Origin of the sequence: Psychrobacter maritimus, assembly GCF_904846345.1 — a bacterium.
Lineage (GTDB): Bacteria > Pseudomonadota > Gammaproteobacteria > Pseudomonadales > Moraxellaceae > Psychrobacter > Psychrobacter maritimus.
Genome location: NZ_CAJHAJ010000001.1, coordinates 278,445 through 298,800, shown reverse-complemented (window position 1 = coordinate 298,800; position 20,356 = coordinate 278,445). Strand labels below are relative to the sequence as shown.

Sequence of the window (20,356 nt, the reverse complement as noted above, 5' to 3'; positions counted from 1 at the left end):
GTTAATATCAACGTGTCATGCCAAATACGGCACGTTTAACCTACATTCTATTATAATTATCAGGATAATGATGATGTCTAAAGAAAGTCTAGTCACTTTACAACAAGCCTTTGATGAACGCCGTTCGGTATATGCTTTGGGCAATGAGCTACCAGTAGAGCCACAAGCAATTGTCAATATGGCCGAGCGTGTTTTATTGCATACGCCTTCTGCTTTTAATTCACAATCTTCGCGCTTGGTGGTATTGTTTTGTGCCGAGCATCAGCGGCTATGGGATATCGCCGAAGAGAAACTGCGTGCAGCTGTCGGTGATGGCGACTTTTCTGGCAGTAAGCAAAAGCTAGACGGCTTCCGTGCTGCCGCGGGTACTGTGCTGTTTTATGAAGATAAAAACGTGACTCAATCGCTGCAAGAGCAATTTGCGTTATATGCAGACAGATTCCCAGTTTGGGCTCAGCAAACCTCGGCCATGCATCAATATGCCATGTGGACAGAGCTACGTACCTTGAACGTTGGTGCCAACCTACAGCACTACAATCCGCTTGTTGATGAAGATGCCGCTAAAGCATTTTCTATTCCAGATAGTTGGGAATTGGTTGCGCAAATGCCGTTCGGTAACATTGTTGAGCCTGCTGGCGAGAAAACCTATCAGCCAGTTAGCGAGCGTATGAAAGTGCTAGGTTTATAAAAGCGCTAAGTTTATAAAAAAGACAGCCCATATATAATGAGCTGTCTTTTTTATGCTAAGATTTTTATTTAAAGCTTTGTTTATTCTAAGCTTGATTCATAATGCTATGAGCATTTTTACCAAAATATTGAGCTGTCTATCACTTTAGCCAAGCGTTTTTCGCTGCGCTTATGGTCTCTTGTTAGCATGGCTGCAAACCAACCAGCGCCATATAGCGCATTGCTATCTGTCTCTGATTTCAACTGATAGTGCTGTTGATACATCATATGATTGCGATAGTGATTCAAAGCTATTTGCGCTTTGACCAAACGTTTTAGCCAGCGCTTGGTTTTCTTTTTTGACTTTTTCTTCTCTAATAATGGCGTGGCAAATTCACTGATATAAAGTAAGGTTGTTAACTGCTGATGCAGCTTGCTCATTGCTTGCTCTGCATCCTTGTCATCTGTATCACTATTTTCTACATCAAGTTTTTTTGAGTTGATGCTTTTTGAATTGCTGCTTTCTAAGTCACTATCTTCTGAGTCAATACTTTGTAACTCGTCATTTTTTAAATCATTATTTTCTATAGTGATGCTATCTGAGTCCGTAGCCTTTTTACTCTGTAGCGTTTGCGCCGCTTTGCCAAGCTTTGCATACTGTTTAGATAGCGTTTTTGCCAGCTTATCGATGACGGGTTTATCCGCTTGCGGTTCAAGGCTTGGGTCGCTCATGGTAAAGGCAATCAGCTCAAGTAAGGTCAGCTGAAAATCATTGGCACCGACGGCATCTTTTGGGTTAATCTTGAGCGTATCAATGTCAGCTGTCCAATCGACGATAGGTGCGCCGTGCTGTTGTAAATCAGGCTCTATATCGGAGGCGAGATAGGCAAGCTTTTGGTAGTCATTAATTAAAGCCGCTGTTTGTTTTATTATTGGTAGCCAGTCTGGATTGATTTCGTCAGAATAGCTGGCGAATGTTTGTAGGGCAGCTTGCAAGCGGGCAATGCCAATGTACAGTTGCAGGATATGGTCATCATCTTCGCTGCTCGCGACGATGGCACTGCTGTTTGGTAGTATTTGCAACAGACAGTTATGCACTACTGCCCGTATAAATGCAGGCATGCTGCTGTCTTTGTTGATAGTCAGCTGGTCAAGGTCAGCACTGACGGCTAGGCTATGATGTTGCCCTGTAATCAGCAAGCTACCACGCTCAGCCTTGGTCACCGTAGACAGGCAAAGCTTATAACGCTTACACCAAGTTTTAGCCGTGGTAAATAAAAAGTCTATATCGCCTGATATTAGCTCAAACTCAATTTCTTGAATAGCGTCGCGCTGGCTATCATCATTACCGTGGATAATTTCTCCATAATCATATGCCATCTCGATATGGTTATTTGCTTCATCGTCACTCTCATCTACCAGCAATCGTGTGGTGCGCTCGACATCGGTCACGTATAACCGAGTAAGATTTTTGGCCAGCTTTTTTAGTTTAAATTCAGCCAAAGCAGGAGCGACAGAGGTGTTTTTATAAATGCTTAAATCGGGCATGAGCGTATTACTATCGAGCATAGCCTGTACCTGCTCATTATCCAGTGGCGCATTGTGCTCTAAACGTGCCGCAATACCGTCGCCACCCGCTTTGATGGTCTGTACCCATGCATCGCCTTCTTTACGAATACGTAAGCCAATACCCGCCTGTGCAAGCTGTTGGTCAGGGGTATCATAATAATGGGCCGCCAGTTGCGTTACTTCAGATGATTTGACTTGTGCTTGACGCAGCAAGCCTTTTAGTCGTGATTCTGGTACCAAAAACTTTAGCTCTATCTCTTGCATGATGGCTCCCGATTATTTTAATACTATGTAAATTATTATCTAAGTGATTACCATCGTATGAAAGCTATCGGTGAATAACAAGTAAAACTTTTGTTTTGGTTGACTCAAGTAATAGGAGTAGTGAGTAAATGAACGGCAGTTAATGAAACGATTGCTTAAGTAGCACTGTTATTGCAGGAGATGGGGTTATGTATAGCGCATAAAAAAGCCGCCCTACAAGATAGGACGGCTTTTCTTAAAACTTTTACTTATAAAGTGTACTTATAAAGTGTACTTATAAGTGGTCGGACATTAGAACTGGTTCATCGTGTTCTTGCCGCCGCCAGCTTTAAGGGCGTTTTCACCAGAGAAGATTTCTTTGTGATCATCGCCAAGGTCAGAACCGGCCATTGCTTGGTGCTTAACACAAGCGATGCCTTCACGGATTTCTTTACGTTGTACGCCAGCTGCATAAGCAAGCATACCGTCATCACCGAAATAGCCTTTAGCAAGTTCATGAACGCTAAGAGCAGTAGTGTGATAAGTAGGTAGCGTGATTAAGTGATGGAATACACCTGCTTCACGTGATGCATCACGTTGGAAGTTTCTAGCCGCTTCGTCAGCCGCTGTATCAAGTTCAGTACCATCGTAATCAGCACTCATCAAGTCATCTTTATTGTATGCAGAGATGTCTTTGCCTTCTTCTTCCCACTGAGCGATGATTTGCTTACGGAAATTAAGCGTCCAGTTGAATGATGGGCTGTTGTTGTATACAAGCTTAGCTTTAGGCTGTTGCTCTTTGATACGGTCAACCATCATTTTGATGTGTTCTACGTCTGGAGTTGGTGTTTCGATCCATAGTAGATCAGCACCGTTTTCTAGAGCAGTGACACAGTCAAGGACAACGCGGTCGATGTTCGTTTCTTCACGGAACTGATATAGACCGTTTGGCAAGCGAACTGGACGTACTAGTTTGCCGTTGTGCTTAAGTAAGCTGTCGTTTTCTTTTGCATTTTCTAAAGTCACTTCTTCCATTTCGATGAAGTCGATGTATTTAGAAGCAAGGTCGCCTGGCTCATTTGATACTGGGATTTTTTGCGTTAGTGATGCGCCTTCAGAGTCAGTACGAGCAACGATGATGCCGTCTTCAACACCTAGCTCTAGGAATGCATAACGAATAGCATTTAGTTTAGAGATGAAGTCTTCATGCGGTACCGTTACTTTACCAGCTTGGTGACCACATTGCTTAGCGTCAGATACTTGGTTTTCAACCTGAATAGCACAAGCACCAGCTTCGATCATTTGCTTAGTTAGCAAGTAAGTCGCTTCTTCGTTACCGAAACCTGCATCGATGTCAGCAATAATTGGCACAACGTGTGAATCAAAGTTTTCGATTTTTTCTAGGATAGCTGAAGTGTCTTGACCAGCTTCTTCTGCAGCGTTTAGCTCACGGAAGTAGTCGTTTAGTACTTTAGCATCAGCTTGACGTAAGAAGGTGTAGATTTCTTCGATTAGCTTAGGCACAGAGGTTTTTTCGTGCATAGATTGGTCAGGAAGAGGACCAAACTCAGAACGAAGGGCTGCAACCATCCAACCTGATAGGTAGATATAAGTTTTTGACGTCGTACCAAAGTATTTTTTCTTAGCGTACATAGTTTGCTGAGCAACAAAACCATGCCATGCACCTAAAGACTGCGTGTACTGAGACGTATCATTGTCATAGTCTTCCATATCTTGACGCATGATTTTTGCAGTATATTTTGCGATATCTAAACCGGTTTTAAAACGGTTTTGTGACATCATACGTGCCGCATCAGTCTCGCTAATGTTCTGCCAGTTACCGTGCTTTTGCTTTAATTCACGTACTAAATCGATCGCTGATTTATATGCAGTTGACATCTATAGTCTCCTTGGTGGGGTGTAAAAAACGAAAATTTAATTGTTAAAACAATTAAAGATGGGGCAACTAACTTTTTATCTTACTAAATGTGTATCTTACTAACTTTGTATTTTACTAAAACCTAAACCTAGTTCTTATTGTCACTATATCAAGCTTGTATGACATCAAATATGACAGTTTGTGTGATATAGCCAATTTAATATCGTTAAAACTAGGTTGCCGCTTAATCATCCAGCCTTACTTACCCTAAACAAACCTGCCTATTAATACAAGGCGATTGCTGAACTTGTCAGTTACAAATTATTCAGTTAAAAGCTAGTGGGTAAAAATATGTGCTGACTATCAAATGATTATAGTTAAGTGACGATGGCTAAATGATAGCGGTAGTAATTGAAAATATTCTATGCTTAAAAAGCTTCTATATAATGTTTAAGCAATACAACGTTTAAGCAATTATGGGTTAGCAATATCATATTTGGTGATAAGAGATGTTACAATAATCGATGCTGTCTCTAAGACAGGCGATGACACGATAATTTATAATGGCTCATTGCCCATTTAATCGTATTCTGCTATCACGACTCATCTTCAAAATACTTTTATTATTAAGCGGTTAGACTCATTACATTTAACGCGCAGAGCGGATTTTTGTGGTCTTCGCTGTATTTGGTCTACGGCAATCACTATAACTGCCTTACCAAGATTTATCTAATTTATGATTGTTATCTTGGGTATTTTATGTGCTTATAGTATATATAAAACAATGGCTTATGCTGGTTAAATTGAGTTATAATAAGCATATTCTAGAAAATTTTAATAAAAAATATAGTTATATTATGCTGTTATGGCAGCTTTAGTTAAAATAACAGCGCGAAAAATGCCAAGCTTGCTCAAGCTTATTGTGGTATTTATTCTAAGGCAAAGAGAAAAATATATGAATTTGCAGCGGGTTGATTTGAATTTATTGGTGCATTTAGATGTGCTGCTTCGTGAAAAAAACGTCACACGTGCTGCTGAGCAGCTTGGTATTACCCAGCCTGCGATGAGTAATATTCTAAGGCGCTTACGCAAATTGTTTAATGATCCATTGTTGGTACGTTCATCAGAGGGCATGACACCAACTGAGCGCGCACTTGAGCTGCAGCCGCGTATTCGTGAGATACTGGCAGATTTGACCCAAGTCCTCGAGCCGCGTACCGAGTTTCGCCCTTATAGTACCTCGCGCGTTTTCCGTATTATGACCTCAGATTATGCTGAGGCGACTTTGGTGCCAAAGCTTGTCAAAGCACTGCGTTCTGAAGCGCCCAATGTCATTTTGGATTTCTTGACGCCATCTGACGTCTCCTATCGTGATATGGAGCAGGGTCGGGTTGATTTGGCGATTAACCGCTTTAATGAGATTCCACAAAGCTTCCATCAAGTTTTGGTTTGGCGCGATACCTTTAGCTGTTTATTGTCGTCAGAAAGTCCGTATGCCAACCGCTTTAACCTAAAAAATTATCTAAAAGCGCAGCACGTTTGGGTATCTAAAACGGGTATGGGTGTGGGCTTTGGCGTCAATCCAGAAAAATCTGGCGGACTTGGCTCTATCGATCAGGCGCTACAACGCTTAGGTCAAAAACGCCAAATTAGCGTTTTTACCCGCCATTATCAAATGCCCGCCATGCTTGCAGCCAATAAAGATTTGATTGCGACTTTGCCGACGCGGGTGGCAAAAATGCAAGCCAATAATGACAGCATTAAAATGGAAGAGCCGCCATTTTTTATCCCTGAGTTTGAGCTGACCATGGCGTGGTCGCCCTTATTGCAACATCATCCAGCCCATCGCTGGTTACGCCAACTTATCATGCATGTGGCCCGTCAAATCGTCGATGAAGAAGACAATCCACCGCAAGAAATACCGATTATTAACCATTTATTCTAATACGCTAATAATAAAATCAGCGTTTAATAAATGAATAAAACCAGCCCATCTCTTATGTGCTGGTTTTTTTATGCTCGTTTCTTCATGTGGGCGTTTTTAAGCTCATATAGTACATTGTGGATGAAGCCATTTTTTAATAATAAGCACATCTTCTTAGAAGTTCAGGCTTTATTGATTTGATTCAAGCTATTTATTTACAGCAAAGTTTGCATGACATTTATCAATGACACACTGTTAACATCTCATCCACACTTCTTCATAACTTGTAAAACTATAGTCAAATCCTTTTGTTATGATAGATGGACATTAAGTAAAAAGACAATTGCCACAAGCATTATTAAGAAATAAGAGCTAATCGTTAGCGCCTTTACCTATATCTCTCTTAATACAGCTATCTCAATGTGAAGTGGCTTGTTCATCTCTCAATACTATTATTTATATAGCATAAAGACTTAGATAGTAGTTATATCTAGTAATCATATTGAGTCATCTATTGATAAAACGGTTCTTAAAAAGAATCTTTATTAATCAATCATTTATTACATAATAATCAAATAAATAAGGATAATTATCATGGCAGATATTACCACTGTGAACCCAGCGACGGGTAAAGACATTAAAAACTATACTTATATGAGCAGCGATGAAGTTAATAAAATTATCGATGCCTCGCATAAAGCCTTTTCAGAATGGCGCTTGGTTAGTGCCGATGAGCGCGCCAAAGTGATTAATTCCATTGGCGAGACGCTGATGAAATATAAAGAAGAGCTTGCGAAGCTGATGACCGAGGAGCGCGGTAAGACCTTGGAGGCGAGCTTAGGTGAAGTAGATCTATGTAAAGCGATTTGTGATTTCACCGCTGGTGAAGGAATTGCCGCGCTAGCGGATGATGAGCGCGATATCGAAGGCATTAAAAAAGGTTTAATCAGCTACAATCCTATCGGTATTATCTATGGTATCCAGCCATGGAACTTTCCCGCGTATCAAGTATTCCGCTATACCATTGCCAACTTAATGGCCGGTAATAGTATCTTGCTTAAGCATGCTTCAAACGTGACGGGCTCAGGTTTGTTGATTGAAAAAATCATGCATGAGTCTGATTTGCCAAATGATTTATTCCGTACCCTCATCATTAGCCATGATCAGTCCGAAAAAGTCATTGAGCACGAAAAAGTACGTGGTGTCACCTTAACGGGTAGTGATGTCGCTGGTCGAGTGGTAGCGCAGCAAGCGGCAAAAGTGCTGAAAAAGACCGTTATGGAACTTGGTTCAAACGATGCCTTTATCGTATTAGAAGACGCCGACTTAGACTTAGCAGCCACTACTTGTGCCCACGCACGTTTATATAACAATGGTGAGACTTGCATCGCGGCTAAGCGTTTTGTGGTCGTCGATAGTGTTTATGACAAATTCCGTGATTTGGTTATTGAGAAGTTTAAAGGCTATCAAATCGGCGATCCAATGGAAGAATCGACTGACGTAGGTCCGATGTCAAGCAGCAAGCAGCGTGATGAGTTGCATAAACAAGTGCAAGAAAGTGTCAGCAAAGGCGCAACCATTACCTTGGGCGGTGAAGTACCTGATAAGCCGGGTTCTTTTTATCCACCAACGATTCTGGAAAATATCAAGCCAGATCAACCTGCTTATAAAGATGAGCTATTTGGTCCTGTGGCAGCGCTTATTCGTGCCAAAGACCAAGATGATGCGTTCCGAATTGCCAATGACAGTCGTTATGGATTGGGCGGAGCTATCTTCTCAAAAGATGAAGAGAAGGCGATTAATTTAGCCCAGCAGCATTTTGACACGGGTATGGTTTATATCAATGGTTATAACTTAGTCAATCCAGGCTTGCCATTTGGTGGTGTTAAGGATTCAGGTTATGGTCGTGAACATGGTGGCTTTGGTATCAAAGAGTTTGTGAATATTAAAGCAGTTCACGTGGTTGGTAAAAAACCTGTTTAATTATTAGAATGTTTTAAGCTTCTAATTTTAAATGCTTAGTTTTTTAAATGCTTAGTTTGTTAAAAGCCTAGTTTTCTAAATACCTCGTTATTCCGTAACGGGGTATTTTTTTGCTAGCAATTTGCTATAAACACCTTGTTGTTTAAGCACATAAAAAAAGCAGAACCAATTACGGATTCTGCTTTTTTAAAATATATAAATAGACTTCAAGCCTTAGTCATTTAACCATAGCTTTAAAGGTAAAGCTGGTAAGCAAGACAATTCAGCATCATCATGCGGATTATTTAAGTCAATAATACCGTTAGCAATTAGTAATATCGTCCACGGTAGCAGTTGATGTTCACCTTTTTGTACGCGTGCTTGCAAACTATCAGCAGTGTCTTTTTGATTGACTTCAAGCAGCGCTTGGGTCAAAACAGCGCCGGCATCAAGCTCAGCGGTGACCACATGAATGCTACAGCCATGATGACGTTCACCCGCTTGTATGGCGCGCTGATGGGTATCTAGACCCTTATAAGCAGGCAGTAGAGCAGGGTGCAGGTTAATCATTGGCGCAGGCGCATTATCGATAAATGAGCCGCTTAGCACCCGCATAAAGCCTGCTAAGACAATCAAATCAGGCTGCCAAGCGCTTAACTGCGCGCTGGCATGAGTTTCAAAGGTTTTGATACCCATGCGTTTGCCGCTAGCAACGTGAGATAAGACAGCAACGGGAATAGCGGCGTCATTGGCACGTGTGATGGCATAAGCATCTTCACGGTTACTGATAACGCCAACAATCTCAATCGGTAGCGCGCCAGCTTGCATGGCATTTATCAAGACTTGCAGGTTGCTACCACTACCAGATACCAAAACAGCGACGCGTAACGGCTTAGCTGATTTTTTTGCAAAACTTTTTAGATTGTCATCTGGCATTAACGGTACACCACGGCATCCGCTTCACGGCTAACCATTTCACCCAATTTCCAAGCGTTTTCGCCCGCATCATTTAACGTTTTGATAGCAGCTTCTGCTTTATCTTTAGGCACCACGATGACAAAACCAACGCCGCAGTTAAAGGTGCGGTACATCTCACTTTGTTCGATATTACCTTGGGTTTGTAGCCAAGTGAATAGCTCTGAGAACTGCCAGCTGCTGGTATCAATGCTAGCGGCTAAATTATCTGGTAGTACGCGTGGTAGGTTATCTGTTAAGCCGCCGCCGGTGATATGTGACATCGCATGTAAGGCTGAGCTACCAAGGGTATCTTGCAACACTTTAATGGCTTTAACATAAATGCGGGTAGGTGCCATCAGCGCATCTTGAATAGGCTGACCGTCTAATTGCTCATCACTAGTAGTCACATCAATACCGCTGACTTCGATGACTTTACGCACCAATGAGTAACCATTAGAATGCGCGCCACTTGAAGCAAGAGCGATTAATACATCGCCTTCAGCGACGTTTTCGCCTGTGATGACTTCCGCTTCTTCAACCACACCAACGCAGAATCCCGCTAGGTCATAATCGTCGTCTTGATACATGCCTGGCATCTCAGCCGTTTCACCACCGATAAGCGCGCAATTTGATAATTTACAGCCTTCGCCAATACCAGTAACCACAGTCGCTGCTACATCTACATCAAGCTTGCCAGTTGCATAATAGTCTAAGAAAAATAATGGCTCAGCACCGCACACCAATAAATCATTGACGCACATGGCGACCAAGTCGATACCGATGGTGTCATGGCGGTTTAGTTGTAATGCCAGTTTAAGCTTGGTGCCGACACCGTCAGTGCCCGAAACCAATAACGGTGAGGTGTAACCAGTCGGAATACGACAAAGCGCCCCAAAACCGCCAAGTCCGCCCACAACCTCAGGACGAGAGGTGGCTTTTGCCACTGATTTAATACGTTGTACCAACGCATCGCCAGCATCAATATCAACGCCAGCATCTTTGTAGCTTAAAGAAGGCTTGTTACTCATGGTCATCTCACAAATTTTATAGGGAATGAAGGTCTGTCAGTAGAAAAGCGGATCGGTCGTGTTAATTTTGCAGATAGTGCGCGCATTATACCCAAAAACGACCCCCTCTCGCAAAGCAACTTACCAATATTTGGCCGATATTTAACGAAGAGTGCTAATAAAGGCTAAATAGAGCGCAATAAAAATTTAAGAAACAAAAAATGACTGATTTTTTGTTGTACTCTGCGATAATAGAACGCCAAAGTTGTCGGCAAAATTTACTGCCATGACAATGATAAATACCATTATAAATATAAAGCTATCGGCTACCTAATTCAGCTAAAAAACCATCATAAGCCAGCATTTTACATTGACTCAATCGTAGGGTTACCCTTCATGATAAACCAACCAATAGACCCTTTTTTTCGACGCCTATTCATCGTCGTTGCTATTGTTGTGGCGGTATTTTTATTATATTTGATGACGCCGGTCATCGTGCCATTTGTCGTGGCTTTTGTATTGGCTTATCTATTCAATCCGCTGGTTAAGCGCTTATCAAAATATATCAAGCGTTGGATAGCCATTATCATCGTTTATTCGACGATTACGCTTGGCATGGTGTTACTACTTTGGTGGTTGATACCGACCTTATGGCATCAGCTGCAAGCGGCGTGGGAATATTTGCCCAAGGTGCTAAACTGGTATAACCAAGTGGTGCGTGAATGGTTTATTAATAACAGCCGTATTCGTCTGCCAGAACTAGAAGCCAAAGGTTTTTCTGATACCTTGGTCGATTATATGCAGACCAATTATAAGTTCGCTGATGCCAGCAGCATGATGAGCCAAATATTGACGTCTAGTATGAATTTTATCAATAACGCTGGGCTGATTGTATTGGTACCGATTTTGACCTTTTATTTCTTGTTTAATTGGGATCAGCGCCTGCAAACTTGGAAGATGGCGATTCCAGCCCCTTATTGCAAAAAAGTAATCGGCATTGCTCAAGAGTGTGATCGGGCGCTGATGGCATTTATCAAAGGTCAGCTGTTGGTGATGGTGTTACTGGGTGCAATCTACGCTGTACAGTTGCAGCTTATTGGGCTTGAGCTTGGCTTGATTATCGGTATGGTTGCCGGTGTTGCCAGCTTTGTGCCGTATTTGGGCTTTGGTATTGGCTTTATTGCGGCGATTATCGCTTGCTTATTCCAGTTTGGCTTAAACTGGACGTATTTGTCTTTAATCGTTGGTGCTTTCTTAGTCGGGCAGGCCGCTGAAGGCTATATCTTGCAGCCATTATTGTTAGGCGATAAAATTGGTCTGTCACCGTTATGGGTTATCTTTGCGGTATTGGCAGGGGCAAGCTTATTGGGCTTTGTTGGTATGCTTATTGCGCTGCCAGTGTCCGCTGTCCTTAATGTTTTATTCCGTCATCTGTACGCTTATTACCAATCGACTGACTTTTATAAAGGTCGTAAACAATTGGCCTTATTTGATAAAAAGTAAAGTGATAAAGAATAGGTTAAAAAATAACTTCGCGAGAAATAAGCCTTTTATGGCTCTAGTCACATCAATTGCCTAATAATTTTATAGCGCGATTAGGAGTCGGTATTCACTTATAAAGTGGATAAAGGCGGATTGATTGAGCTTAATGGGTAAAAGACTTGTCAGTCATTTTGCAAATATGTTATATATAGGCGCAGTATTAACGGTATTGACCGTTACTAGGTTGGCTTTGATAAATGTAAAAGTTAGCAAAGCCAGTTTAAAGAATATTAGTCGTTTAGCCTTTTTAGTGATTGCGCTACGCAAACCGAGTTGATGATTCATGGCAGAAGCACAGCTAAGTCTCAATCTGGACATTAAGCATGATGCGAGTCTCAGCGACTTTGCCGGTCCGGGTTGGATGTCTATTATCGATGCAGTGCGGCAGCTACATGTCGGCCTGATTGGCCAGCTGTACCTATTTGGCAGCCCAGAGACGGGCAAGTCGCACTTACTATCCGCCGTTTGTGAGTCGTTTATTGAGATGGATAAATCAGCGATTTGTCTATCATTGAATGAACTGATTCATACCGATGTCAATGTCCTATCCTCTTTAGAGAACTTTTCCCTGATTGCGATTGATGATTTAGAGGTGCTTGAACAAAGCAGCCAATGGCAAGAGGCTCTCTTTCATCTGATTAATCGTAGCCGCGAAGGGCAGCGTCAGCTGTTGTTTGCTTCCAATAAACCGGCGACCGAATTGCCGTTTCAGCTAACAGACTTGCTCACCCGTTTGGCACAATCGCCAAGCTTTAAAGTGCCAAATGGTCATGATTTGGCTGACCGTCAAGCTTTGTTGCAGTCTATCCTACGTCGGCGTGGTTGGCAGTTTGATGAGCGTATTATTAATCATCTACTGACCGAAGGGCCGCATCGTATCGGCTCTATGATGGAGGTGCTGAACTACATTCAGCCGATGTTCTCCAATCTTGGCCGCAGTAATATATCCAAGGCGGTCATCAGTGATGCGCTGCGCACGATTGATGAGCAGACGCTTGCTGCAGAGCTTGCTGATATCGCGCAGGAGACGCAAGTAGATAATGAGGTCGCCAACCAAGACCAACATACCATGCCGCTTGATTTTTAATATAAAACGCTACCTTTTTTAGAAATTACCTTTACTATTCATGGAATAACTTATGAAAACAAACGCTTCTTTGCTAAAAAAACTGACGATGGGCACATTACTAATCACTGCCGGCTCAGTCTCTATGCTATCGCATGCGGCAGTGACCTTGCTGGTTGATGACCATATCAAAGTAACGGCTATTAACGGGCAGGAAATCCAGCAAAGTGCGTTTCAGCCATTAAAGAAATCTTTTACTTTAGAGCCAGGTCAGCATGCGATTACCGCTAAATATGACCGCTTATACAATTTGCCGCGTGATGAGCACGATTATTTGCGCTCGGGTAATGTGAGTGTGACGGCAGAATTGGTGGACAATCAAACCTATCGTCTTACCATGCCAAATCAGCCAGAAAAATATGCAGCGGCGAAAGAGTATGCTAAGCGTCCAACACTGGCAGTGCAGCAGAATAACACAGTAGTAGCTAGCCAGCAGAGTCTGGGCGGCAATCAAGGTGGTTTGCTATCAGGTTTAGGCAAAGCCTTAGGCGGCGTGTTTGGTGGTGCTGATGATGCCGAGCTACAAAACCAACGTGCGATTGCGGCTTTAGATAAGCCTGCTATCAGCACTCAAAGCAATGTCAGCACAGGTGCAGTTACTACCGTTAAGCAAACGACAAGCGCTGCTTCATCTACCAGTACTTTAGATCAGTTTATGCAAATTTGGCTACAAGCGACTCCAGCTGAGCGTGAAAAAATGCGTCAGTGGATTCAGAAGTAAAATGATTGAGCAGTAAGTAGCGATTGGTAAAGAAGCATAAAAAAAGCACCTAATCTAATTAGGTGCTTTTTTCTTACTGACTATTTTAATAATAAACTGTTTTAGGCATAGCTAGTTTAGTGATGAATTATTCTTCAGTAGTTATTAGCCTAAAAAAGCGTTGTACATCCAAATAAGCTTTTCTTGCTGCTGTACATAATCATCTACTAAGTCTGCTGTACCTTGGTCTTCGCTTTCTACTGCCAGTGCTGAAACCTCACGCTGCTCAGCGATAAGCGATTGTAGACCAGTCACCACACCTTTCACGCAAGCATTACCATCTTTCACGTTTTTATCTTCTTGAATGCTGGTATGTTGGCTAAAGTCGCTATATGCATGTAACGGCGTGCCACCTAAGGTTAAAATACGCTCAGCGATTTCATCGATTTCTATTTGTAAGCTGGTATATAACTCTTCAAATTTTGGATGCAATGTGAAGAAGTGCTCACCTTTTACGTTCCAATGATAACCACGCACGTTAATATAAAACATATGGTAGCTTGATAGTAAGCTGTTTAGCTTAGCAATCACTTCGCTCATATCTGATTTTTCTAGACCGATTTGGTTGGTCGCATTATTAGTATTACTCATAATATTATCCTTATAGTTTGAGTGTTGATTTAATAGATTGGTTATTGTTATAGACTTAGTATTCGACATACTCATCTGAGTATAGGAGCACTAAGTTAAATATAGAAGCCTAAGAGTGTAGCAAGTCATCTCCTGCATTGCTATGCTCGTTATATGTCTGCTATATTTTTATCTCTTCTATACCTTGTCTGTTGATGCTTATTATAATAGCAAAGAAACCATGACAAGTTAAATTCAATTAATCGAAGTCTGTAATTGGTTTACCTAAACCACGGCGTCTTTACTATTCAGTCTATATTATACAATTCAAGCTATCCAATCTATTCTATAAGGCTAATACTTCATGCCAACCACCTAGCAGCTGATTTATACTTTTGCAGGTGGTTGCAAGTTTTCAGGATTTAAGCCTTTAGCAGGAATAACTTCTAGTAAATGCTGACGTACCGTATCGATTGGAAACTTCTGTGCTTGTAAGCGCTTCGGAACGATTTGGCTGCCTTGCTGACCTTTCATCTCAAACATCATAAAGATATAGTCATCGGTCTCATCCCAACTTTTAATCGACGTCCAAGGAATAACCGCTTGCTGAGTGCTACCGGGACGCATTTGCATGCCGCGCATCTGATTGCTATTAAACATGTCAGGCTGATTGACCGGCATTGCCATCACAAGACCATGCTTTTGTACCCCCAGTTTCATCTGACGCATCTCATCGGGCATCTCTTGGTCAGCAACTTGTTTTTCAAACTCTCTTTTGACATACCATTTAAAGCCAAGGGTACGAACCAATAGATAAATAACCACAGACGCTAGCATGAGCCAAAAAATGATGGTCGAGTAACCGGTCAAAAAAACCAAACCAGCAAGGGCTAAAATGACAACCACTGCCATAATAATCCACTCTTTCATCTTAATGCTCGACAGACCAAAAGATGGGCTGGCACTGGCAAATAGCTCATACTGTGCTTGGTGAAATTCAGCCTCGGTTAGGTTTAAGGCAACAGGTTGTAGCGTGTAGGGGTACAGGGCCATAAAGGTTTCTCAGATACGTATGTTAAAAGCGTGGGATGAAAAGCGCCAAAGCGAAGCTGTAATACTATGCTTGGCTGGGCTTGGCTGGAAGTAGAATAAAGATATGCGCTTATCTTACCGAAAACTGCTCTTAAATGAAACATATAAGCGGCTATGTTGACGGATAGCCCGGTTATTTCTCAGATAGCATCGTTATTTATAATAGCGTCAATGATAGAAGTTGATTCATAAGAGAATTGTGCGGCTCATATTATTGCTTATTTACTCCGTAAAGCTGGCGCAAAAAAACAGGCTAGATTGTGGCAAAATATAGCCAAAACATGGTCAAATCTGCTGGGTCTTGGTATGATAGTGGCTATCATTTATTCTTATGATTGACATGGCGTCATTGCGAAGCTTTATAACGATATTATAAGGCTCTGCGCGCCATTTTTTGTTTTACCCCATTACTTGGCTACTTAACATAGCTACTTAACTACTATTTTCTCTTTTCATTTCTTACTCACTTTTAGCGCTACAGGCAACTATTATGATTGACCCAAAACTCTTACGCGGTGATTTAACGGATTTACAACAGCAGCTGGCCACGCGTGGTTATACGCTTGATATGGCGTTTTGGCAAAATATTGAAAACGAACGTAAGTCTTTACAAGTCAAAACGGAAGAGCTGCAATCGCGCCGTAATGCGGGTGCTAAGCAAGTGGGTGCGCTAAAAAAATCGGGCGAAGATGCCAGCGAATTATTGGCTGAGATGCAAAGTGTCAGCGGTGAGATTAAGACAGCTGAAGACGAGCTGCGTACCTTGCAAGAGCGCATTAGCCAAGCAGCCATGCAAATTCCAAATATTCCAGCAGCAGATGTGCCCGTTGGTACGTCAGAAGACGATAACGTTGAAGTGCGCAAATGGGGTACGCCGCGCGCGTTTGATTTTGAAATTCAAGACCATACTTATATTGGCGAAACGCTGGGTATGCTCGACTTTGAAGCCGCTGCAAAATTAACAGGTAGCCGTTTTAATGTGTTAAAAGGTCAGCTTGCGCAAATGCATCGCGCTTTGATTCAGTTTATGCTCAATACCCATACCATCAAGTACGGCTACACTGAAACCTATGTGCCTTATATTGTGAACTCTGAGAGTCTAAAAGGTACGGGTCAATTGCCGAAGTTTGAAGATGATTTGTTTAAATTGACCAATCATACCAATAACGAAGGTACGGATTTTTATCTGATTCCAACGGCTGAAGTACCAATGACCAACTTGGTACGTGGTGAGCGTTTGGATATCAAAGAGTTGCCATTAAAATTCACTGCGCATACACCGTGTTTCCGTAGTGAAGCGGGCTCGCACGGTCGTGATACCCGTGGTCTGATTCGTCAGCATCAGTTTGAGAAAGTTGAGATGGTTAATATCGCCACTAGCGAGCAATCAGATGACTTACTTGAGGCAATGACTGGACAAGCAGAATACATCTTACAGCAGCTTAATCTGCCGTACCGCGTGGTCAAATTATGTACTGGTGATATGGGCTTTGCCGCACAAAAAACTTATGATATCGAAGTCTGGTTACCGAGCCAAGATACCTATCGTGAAATCTCAAGCTGTTCAAACTGCGGTGATTTCCAAGCACGCCGTATGGGCACGCGCGTTAAAGACGGTAAGCAGACTAGCCTAGCGCATACGCTAAATGGTTCAGGTTTGGCCGTTGGTCGTACCTTATTGGCAGTGATGGAAAATCACCAAAACGCCGATGGTAGCATCACCATTCCAGAAGTATTGCGTCCCTTTATGGGCGGTGTTGAAACCATTTCAGCTTAAGCAATTCAATGTTGTTATGAATGGTTATGAGCTGCGAGTGGCTATCGAGTGGCTACATTGACCGCAGTTTGTGGTTAGGAATCTAATATTGTTTATCGTTTAACAAAACTGATAGGAGTGATTGCTAAATGCAAACGCTTCTATCAGCGCATTTTTAGTTTGGCTTATGGCAAATATGTTAATATTGTCATTTAATATTGTCGTTTAATTAGACACCTAATTCTTAAGAGCGTTTATCGCACTCTTATTCTATTGTTTCATGTCTATTGTTCCACCGATTTTTTGCTTGTCATCCATACTTCTCATTTGAATATTAGGACACTCTATGCCAGCTCCAATTAGCGAACGTAAATTAGCCAATGCCATCCGTGTGTTGTCGTTTGATGCGGTTCAAAAAGCCAACTCTGGACATCCGGGCGCGCCGATGGGCATGGCTGATATTGCTGAAGTTTTGTGGCGTAAGTTTTTAAAGCACAACCCAGCCGATCCACAGTGGCATAACCGTGACCGCTTTGTATTATCAAACGGTCATGGCTCGATGCTTATTTACTCATTGCTGCATTTAACGGGTTATGATGTCAGCGTCGACGACTTAAAAGGTTTCCGTCAGCTGCATTCAAAAACCCCAGGTCATCCTGAGCTTGGCTATACCCCAGGTATTGAAACCACGACGGGTCCACTAGGTCAGGGTATCGCGAACGCCGTTGGTTTTGCGATTGCAGAAAAGACGCTTGCCGCACAGTTCAACCGTGACGGTCATAACATCGTCGACCATCATACTTATGCGTTCTTGGGTGATGGCTGCTTGATGGAAGGTATCAGCCATGAAGTTTGCTCACTAGCGGGCACGTTAGGTCTTGGCAAGTTGGTATTCTTTTATGATGACAATGGCATCTCAATTGATGGTAATGTCGAAGGCTGGTTTACTGACGATACGCAAGCGCGTTTCGAAGCCTATGGCTGGCAAGTGATTAAAGTTGACGGTCATGATACCGATGAAATTACGCAAGCCACTGAGCAAGCGATTGCTGAGACCACTAAGCCAAGCTTAATCATTTGTAAAACAACGATTGGCGCGGGTAGTCCAAACAAGCAAGGCTTAGCAGCCAGTCATGGTGCGCCACTTGGTGATGACGAAATTGTCTTAACCCGTGATGCGCTATCTTGGAAGCATGCACCATTTGAATTAGATGACGAAATCTATGAAGCGTGGGACGGTAAAGCCAAAGGCGATGTACAACAAAAGAACTGGGATGCAGACTTTGAAGCGTATAAAAAGGCTTATCCAGAGTTGGCAAGCGAGCTACTACGCCGTTTAAATGGTGAGTTGCCTGCTGACTTTGATAGCCAAGCACAAGCCTATATTCAGCAAACCCAAGAGCAGGGCGGCGATGTCGCCAGTCGTAAAGCCAGTCAAAATGCCATCAATACTTTGCAGCCATTATTGCCAGAGCTGTTAGGCGGTTCAGCGGATCTAGCAGGCTCGAACCTAACGCTATTTAAAGGCGCAAAAGGCATCGAGAAAGATGCTGATGGCAACTATATCTATTATGGCGTGCGCGAATTCGGTATGACAGCGATTGCCAATGGTATCGCGTTGCATGGTGGCTTTATCCCTTACGTGGCAACCTTCCTGATGTTTATGGAATACGCGCGTAATGCGGTGCGTATGGGCGCATTGATGAAGCAACGTATCATCCATGTCTATACCCATGACTCTATTGGTTTGGGTGAAGATGGTCCAACGCATCAGCCTGTTGAGCAATTGACCAGCCTACGTACCACGCCAAACCTACGTACATGGCGTCCGTGTGATGCGACCGAATCTGCTACTGCTTGGGTTGAAGCGATTAAATCAGAAAACAATCCGTCTGCATTGATTTTCAGCCGTCAAAGCTTGCCACATCAAGCACGTGATGCTGAGCAAGTAGCTAACATCACTAAAGGTGGTTACGTATTAGCAAAAGAACAAGGCGAGCTAAAAGCAATTATCATCGCGACTGGTTCAGAAGTCGGTCTGGCTATGCAAGCGTATGAGACGTTAAGTGCAAATGGCGTTGGCGTCCGCGTCGTCTCTATGCCTTGTGCGGAAATCTTCGTTGAGCAAGATGTTAGCTACCGTGAAGCGGTATTGCCAGCTAATATCCGCGCTCGCGTCGCCGTAGAAGCCGCGCATGTAGATTACTGGTATAAGTTTGTCGGTCTTGATGGCAAAGTTATCGGCATGACGACTTATGGCGAGTCAGCGCCAGCAGATCAGCTCTATAGAGAGTTTGGTATCACGACTGATGCAGTGGTTGATGCGGTGAATAGTTTGGTCTGATTAATCAAAGCTTAGAGTTAGTTTTTGAGCTTATCAAAGAGCTGCTAGAGTAATTTGGCAGCTCTTTTTTATGGTTTTATTTTTGCTTTTGAATCATTCTAAATGGATTGATGGTTCGTTTAGTGTCGAGGCACGATACGCAATGAATTGTTAAATTTTAACGTAGGGTGCGACCCGCGCACCAACGCATAAATATGAAAAAATAAAATGAATGTATTTATTTACGCGAATGACCCCACGCGAATCTAATTATAAATATACTTTCAATTCCGAAATAATTGATATTAACTACTTCTCGGTTTTAACCAAGCTTAATGTAATGTTCTATATTGGACCGTTATTAGTGTTATATCTAGTTTGCTAATCTAAAGGGTGTTTAAGGACGTGTACCTGTTTTGTACTGTCACATTGATTAGACATGAGGATTGACTTACCATCAAGTATCTAAGTGTTTTATATAATATGATTCAGGAGAGTTATCATGTCGAATAAATCTGTTAAAAAACAAGCGAAAGATGAGATTACGTTAAGTAAAAAGGTTCAAAAAAAGCTAAGTAAGCTGAATCTGCAGCGTCAAAAAGAGCAGGATAAAATAGACAAGGTACGTCAAAAAGAGCTTGCCAAGTTAGATAAGCAGCGTCAAAAAGAACAAGACAAAGTAGATAAGAAGATTCAAAGAATGATAGACGATATCAACCAAAAGGCGATGAAAAAGCAAGAAAAGATAGATACCAAAATTCAGAAAAGAAGAAATAAGATAGACAAAGCTGGCATAGCAGAAGACCAAATATGGCAGTACTAAAAACTTTAGAAAATATGGTTTTAAAATTTAATCGATTTTCGAGTGATTTTTCAGGTCATAGTTTTTCTAAATAATGGGGTATTTCTGTAAAGAGTATCTTAAAATCTATTGTGCTATATACCCAACTTAGAACTTCTAAGTTGGGTTTTTTGTCACT

15 protein-coding genes are annotated in these 20,356 nt (G+C 42.2%); 9 read left to right on the top strand and 6 right to left on the bottom strand.

What is annotated here, in order from left to right; all coding sequences use genetic code 11:
* The first annotated feature begins 73 nt into the window (after positions 1-73).
* Positions 74-688, top strand: a complete 615-nt coding sequence (locus JMX50_RS01130) for a nitroreductase family protein (protein WP_413786801.1) — start codon at positions 74-76, stop codon at positions 686-688.
* 116 nt (positions 689-804) lie between these two features.
* On the opposite strand, the gene JMX50_RS01125 is transcribed toward JMX50_RS01130, so the two are convergent.
* Both JMX50_RS01125 and JMX50_RS01120 read right to left on the bottom strand, forming a co-directional pair.
* Positions 805-2,499, bottom strand: coding sequence for a CYTH and CHAD domain-containing protein (locus JMX50_RS01125; protein ID WP_201628114.1), 1,695 nt, complete (start codon positions 2,497-2,499; stop codon positions 805-807).
* Positions 2,500-2,790: 291 nt separating this feature from the next.
* Positions 2,791-4,377, bottom strand: a complete 1,587-nt coding sequence (locus JMX50_RS01120; RefSeq protein ID WP_201620139.1) for an isocitrate lyase — start codon at positions 4,375-4,377, stop codon at positions 2,791-2,793.
* Positions 4,378-5,312: 935 nt separating this feature from the next.
* Here JMX50_RS01120 and JMX50_RS01115 point away from each other — a divergent pair.
* A complete protein-coding gene (locus JMX50_RS01115) occupies positions 5,313-6,302 on the top strand; it encodes a LysR family transcriptional regulator (RefSeq protein ID WP_201563060.1) in 990 nt (329 codons plus the stop codon).
* Between the two features lie 573 nt (positions 6,303-6,875).
* On the top strand, positions 6,876-8,264 hold the full coding sequence (locus JMX50_RS01110; RefSeq protein WP_201628113.1) for an NAD-dependent succinate-semialdehyde dehydrogenase: 1,389 nt from the start codon (positions 6,876-6,878) through the stop codon (positions 8,262-8,264).
* A 213-nt stretch (positions 8,265-8,477) separates the two neighbouring features.
* Here the strand turns inward: JMX50_RS01110 and purN are convergent, their stop codons facing one another.
* Together purN and purM are read right to left on the bottom strand one after the other, a co-directional pair.
* Positions 8,478-9,179 (bottom strand): phosphoribosylglycinamide formyltransferase, encoded by a 702-nt coding sequence (gene purN / locus JMX50_RS01105; protein ID WP_201628112.1) that lies wholly within the window; start codon positions 9,177-9,179, stop codon positions 8,478-8,480.
* Positions 9,179-10,228 carry a phosphoribosylformylglycinamidine cyclo-ligase gene (purM, locus tag JMX50_RS01100; protein ID WP_201628111.1) on the bottom strand — a complete coding sequence of 350 codons (1,050 nt, stop codon included), beginning with the start codon at positions 10,226-10,228 and terminating at the stop codon, positions 9,179-9,181. The genes purN and purM overlap by 1 nt, the downstream gene beginning before the upstream one ends.
* Positions 10,229-10,603: 375 nt before the next feature.
* Between purM and JMX50_RS01095 the strand changes: the two genes are divergently transcribed.
* The 3 genes from JMX50_RS01095 to JMX50_RS01085 all read left to right on the top strand — a co-directional run bounded on the left by JMX50_RS01095 (position 10,604) and on the right by JMX50_RS01085 (position 13,596).
* The gene (locus JMX50_RS01095) at positions 10,604-11,710 is read left to right on the top strand and encodes an AI-2E family transporter (RefSeq protein WP_201625463.1); all 1,107 of its coding nucleotides are present in this window, start codon (positions 10,604-10,606) and stop codon (positions 11,708-11,710) included.
* Positions 11,711-12,032: 322 nt separating this feature from the next.
* Entirely contained in the window at positions 12,033-12,836 is an 804-nt protein-coding gene (gene hda / locus JMX50_RS01090) for a DnaA regulatory inactivator Hda (protein ID WP_201625464.1), read from the top strand.
* 52 nt (positions 12,837-12,888) lie between these two features.
* A complete protein-coding gene (locus tag JMX50_RS01085; RefSeq protein WP_201628110.1) occupies positions 12,889-13,596 on the top strand; it encodes a DUF2057 family protein in 708 nt (235 codons plus the stop codon).
* A 144-nt stretch (positions 13,597-13,740) separates the two neighbouring features.
* Here the strand turns inward: JMX50_RS01085 and JMX50_RS01080 are convergent, their stop codons facing one another.
* Entirely contained in the window at positions 13,741-14,226 is a 486-nt protein-coding gene (locus tag JMX50_RS01080) for a Dps family protein (protein ID WP_201628109.1), read from the bottom strand.
* Positions 14,227-14,592: 366 nt separating this feature from the next.
* Positions 14,593-15,258 (bottom strand): YcxB family protein, encoded by a 666-nt coding sequence (locus tag JMX50_RS01075; protein WP_201565228.1) that lies wholly within the window; start codon positions 15,256-15,258, stop codon positions 14,593-14,595.
* Positions 15,259-15,787: 529 nt separating this feature from the next.
* Between JMX50_RS01075 and serS the strand changes: the two genes are divergently transcribed.
* The 3 genes from serS (at position 15,788) to JMX50_RS01060 (ending at position 20,199) form a co-directional block, all read left to right on the top strand.
* Entirely contained in the window at positions 15,788-17,074 is a 1,287-nt protein-coding gene (gene serS, locus JMX50_RS01070; protein ID WP_201565227.1) for a serine--tRNA ligase, read from the top strand.
* Between the two features lie 325 nt (positions 17,075-17,399).
* Positions 17,400-19,397: a transketolase gene (gene tkt, locus JMX50_RS01065; protein WP_201628108.1), complete on the top strand. Its 1,998-nt coding sequence runs from the start codon at positions 17,400-17,402 to the stop codon at positions 19,395-19,397.
* Between the two features lie 481 nt (positions 19,398-19,878).
* Positions 19,879-20,199 carry a hypothetical protein gene (locus tag JMX50_RS01060; RefSeq protein WP_201565223.1) on the top strand — a complete coding sequence of 107 codons (321 nt, stop codon included), beginning with the start codon at positions 19,879-19,881 and terminating at the stop codon, positions 20,197-20,199.
* Positions 20,200-20,356: the final 157 nt, after the last annotated feature.

What these genes read in the sequence shown, in the direction of transcription:
- JMX50_RS01130 (WP_413786801.1), top strand. Translation starts at nt 74, where the DNA reads ATGTCTAAAGAAAGTCTAGTCACTTTACAACAAGCCTTTGATGAACGC.
- JMX50_RS01125 (WP_201628114.1), bottom strand. Translation starts at nt 2,499, where the DNA reads ATGCAAGAGATAGAGCTAAAGTTTTTGGTACCAGAATCACGACTAAAA.
- JMX50_RS01120 (WP_201620139.1), bottom strand. Translation starts at nt 4,377, where the DNA reads ATGTCAACTGCATATAAATCAGCGATCGATTTAGTACGTGAATTAAAG.
- JMX50_RS01115 (WP_201563060.1), top strand. Translation starts at nt 5,313, where the DNA reads ATGAATTTGCAGCGGGTTGATTTGAATTTATTGGTGCATTTAGATGTG.
- JMX50_RS01110 (WP_201628113.1), top strand. Translation starts at nt 6,876, where the DNA reads ATGGCAGATATTACCACTGTGAACCCAGCGACGGGTAAAGACATTAAA.
- purN (WP_201628112.1), bottom strand. Translation starts at nt 9,179, where the DNA reads ATGCCAGATGACAATCTAAAAAGTTTTGCAAAAAAATCAGCTAAGCCG.
- purM (WP_201628111.1), bottom strand. Translation starts at nt 10,228, where the DNA reads ATGAGTAACAAGCCTTCTTTAAGCTACAAAGATGCTGGCGTTGATATT.
- JMX50_RS01095 (WP_201625463.1), top strand. Translation starts at nt 10,604, where the DNA reads ATGATAAACCAACCAATAGACCCTTTTTTTCGACGCCTATTCATCGTC.
- hda (WP_201625464.1), top strand. Translation starts at nt 12,033, where the DNA reads ATGGCAGAAGCACAGCTAAGTCTCAATCTGGACATTAAGCATGATGCG.
- JMX50_RS01085 (WP_201628110.1), top strand. Translation starts at nt 12,889, where the DNA reads ATGAAAACAAACGCTTCTTTGCTAAAAAAACTGACGATGGGCACATTA.
- JMX50_RS01080 (WP_201628109.1), bottom strand. Translation starts at nt 14,226, where the DNA reads ATGAGTAATACTAATAATGCGACCAACCAAATCGGTCTAGAAAAATCA.
- JMX50_RS01075 (WP_201565228.1), bottom strand. Translation starts at nt 15,258, where the DNA reads ATGGCCCTGTACCCCTACACGCTACAACCTGTTGCCTTAAACCTAACC.
- serS (WP_201565227.1), top strand. Translation starts at nt 15,788, where the DNA reads ATGATTGACCCAAAACTCTTACGCGGTGATTTAACGGATTTACAACAG.
- tkt (WP_201628108.1), top strand. Translation starts at nt 17,400, where the DNA reads ATGCCAGCTCCAATTAGCGAACGTAAATTAGCCAATGCCATCCGTGTG.
- JMX50_RS01060 (WP_201565223.1), top strand. Translation starts at nt 19,879, where the DNA reads ATGTCGAATAAATCTGTTAAAAAACAAGCGAAAGATGAGATTACGTTA.